Genomic DNA, 2,253 nt, shown 5'->3' with positions numbered 1-2,253 from the left:
GCCGCGACATCGACGCCGCGCGTGGGCTCGTCGAGGATCAGCACCCGCGGGCCGCGGAGCATCCAGCGGGCGAACAGGAGCTTCTGCTGGTTGCCGCCGGAGAGGTTCGCCGTCTTCATCGACGGGAGCGGCGGCTCGACAGACAGCAGTTTCAGCAGCGAGCTCGTCTTCGCCCGCTCGAGGGCGAGGCGCAGTATCCCCAAGCGCGAGGCGACCGAGCGGAGGTCCGCGAATGTCGTATTCGCCGCCACGGAGAGCTCAAGGAACAACCCGTCGTCCTTGCGGCTCTCGGGCACGAAAGCCATCCCGGCCGCCATCGCGTCCGCGGGCGAGCGGATGGCGCGCGCGGTGCCGTCGACGGCGATCGTCCCGCCATCGATCGGATCGGCGCCCGAGATCGCGCGGGCGAGTTCGCTGCGGCCGCTGCCCACGAGGCCGGCGAGGCCGACTATCTCGCCTGACCGGATCTGCAGCGAGATGTCTCTGAGCACGCCCTTGCGGTGCAGGCCGGACACGTCAAGGACCACCGGCGTCGTCAAGTTCCGCGGCTTCTCGAAGTGCTCCGCCGCCGCCGCCGCGCCGAACATCCCGGCGACAAGGCTCTCCTCGGTTTCTTCCGCCACCGGCGCCGTCCGCACGAGGTGCCCGCTGCGCAGCACCGTCACCGTGTCGGCGAGCTCGAGCACTTCATCGAGGAAGTGGCTTACGTAGACGATCGTCCTGCCGCCCTCGCGCAGGGTGCGGATCATCCGGTGCAGCGTCTTGGTCTCGACGCTGGTCAGCGACGAGGTTGGCTCGTCCATTACGATCACCCGCGCGTCGGCCGCGACGGCGCGCAAGATCTCGGTCTTCTGCTTGTCGGCGGTGCGCAGCATGCCGACCTTGGCGTTTCCGTCGAGCTCGAAACCCCACAGGGAAATGAGTTTCTCGTATTGCCTGCGCATCTGGCGCCACTGGACGAGCCCGAAGCGGCGCGGCTCGATGCCGAAGTAGACGCTCTCGATCACGCTCATGTGCGGCATCGGCGAGAGTTCCTGCGAGATCGTCGCGATCCCGTCGATGCGCGCCTCGCGCGGGCTCGTGTAGCGGACCTGCCGGTCGTCGACGAACAGCTGTCCGTCGTCGGGGCGGATCACGCCTCCGATGATCTTCCCGAGCGTTGACTTCCCGGCGCCGTTCGCCCCGACGAGTCCGTGCACGGTACCTCCGGCAACCACGACGCTGACGTTGTCAAGCGCCGTGGTGCCGGAGTACCGCTTGCCGATTTCGACGAGCCGAACGCGCGCGGCCGCCGCTGAACTCACCCTGGGTTGCCCTCCAGCGTCCAGTCCGGCACGAAGTTCGGGTGCTGGGTCAGGAACGTCTGGTCGATGATCGCCGGACGGGTGTCCGCGTTGATGATGTTGACCAGGTTCGGCACCGACTTCCCGTTCACCGCGTCGTTCAGGTACTGGATGCCGAGCACCGACTCAGAGACCGGGTACAGGCCGAGGGTGGCGTAGACCGTCCCGGTCTTGACCTCGTTGACGATCTCCGTCGCGCCACCGTACCCGATGATCGCGATGTTCTTGCCGGGTGTGTAGCCGCCGACCAGCTTCATCGCGGTCATCGCCCCGGCCGCCATCTGGTCGCCGAACGTCGCGAACACGTTGACGTTCTTGTTCGCGTTGAAGTACGTCTGGGCGACCTTCTGCGAGGCCGCCTGGTCGTACATCCCGGGCGGCATGATCGTGAACGTGTAGTTCGGCTTGTCCTTGTAGTACGCGGTCATCGCGTTCTCACGGACGGTATCGGTCGGGTAGTTGGCGAGGCCCGGCAGGAAGGCGATGTTGCAGTGGCCGCTTCCCACCTGCTTCTTGCAGGCCGCGTTCATCGCGACGATCAGGTTCGACGACTCCGCGCCGAGCGCCTGGCCGACGGTAGTGACGAGTTGCGGGTCGGCGGTCAGCTTCTCCTGGGCTGACAATGGGCCCCAGGTGTAGTCCGCAGACGCGACCTTGATGCCGGCCGCGCGCGCCTTGTTGATGATCGGGGTAAGCGCCACGTCATTCAGACCCCACACCCAGAACGCCTTGTACTTGCCGGTGGTGATCGCGTCCTGGATCTGCGTGGACTGCGTCTGCGGATCGTTGTTGGCGTCGAAGGCGTCGAGCTTGATGCCCAGCTTCGCGGCCTCCGCCTGAGCGCCCTTCAGCGACGCGATCCCATAGGGGCTCGGGTTGTAATAGAAGATCGCCATCCGGTTCCCCGACC

The 2,253-nt window shown here is 66.6% G+C and carries 2 protein-coding genes; both read right to left on the bottom strand.

Annotated elements, in window-relative coordinates; all coding sequences use genetic code 11:
- On the bottom strand, positions 1–1,304 hold a 1,304-nt coding region (locus WA805_RS06145), incomplete at its 3' end, for a sugar ABC transporter ATP-binding protein (protein ID WP_425241855.1).
- Positions 1,301–2,253 (bottom strand): sugar ABC transporter substrate-binding protein (locus WA805_RS06140; protein WP_425241854.1); only part of this gene is annotated, 953 nt, incomplete at its 5' end. The genes WA805_RS06145 and WA805_RS06140, both read right to left, overlap by 4 nt.

This window comes from Trebonia sp., from assembly GCF_049794275.1.
Classification (GTDB): Bacteria; Actinomycetota; Actinomycetes; order Streptosporangiales; family Streptosporangiaceae; genus Trebonia.
Note: the sequence above shows the minus strand (reverse complement) of the source record. Positions and strands in the feature narration are given on the sequence as shown.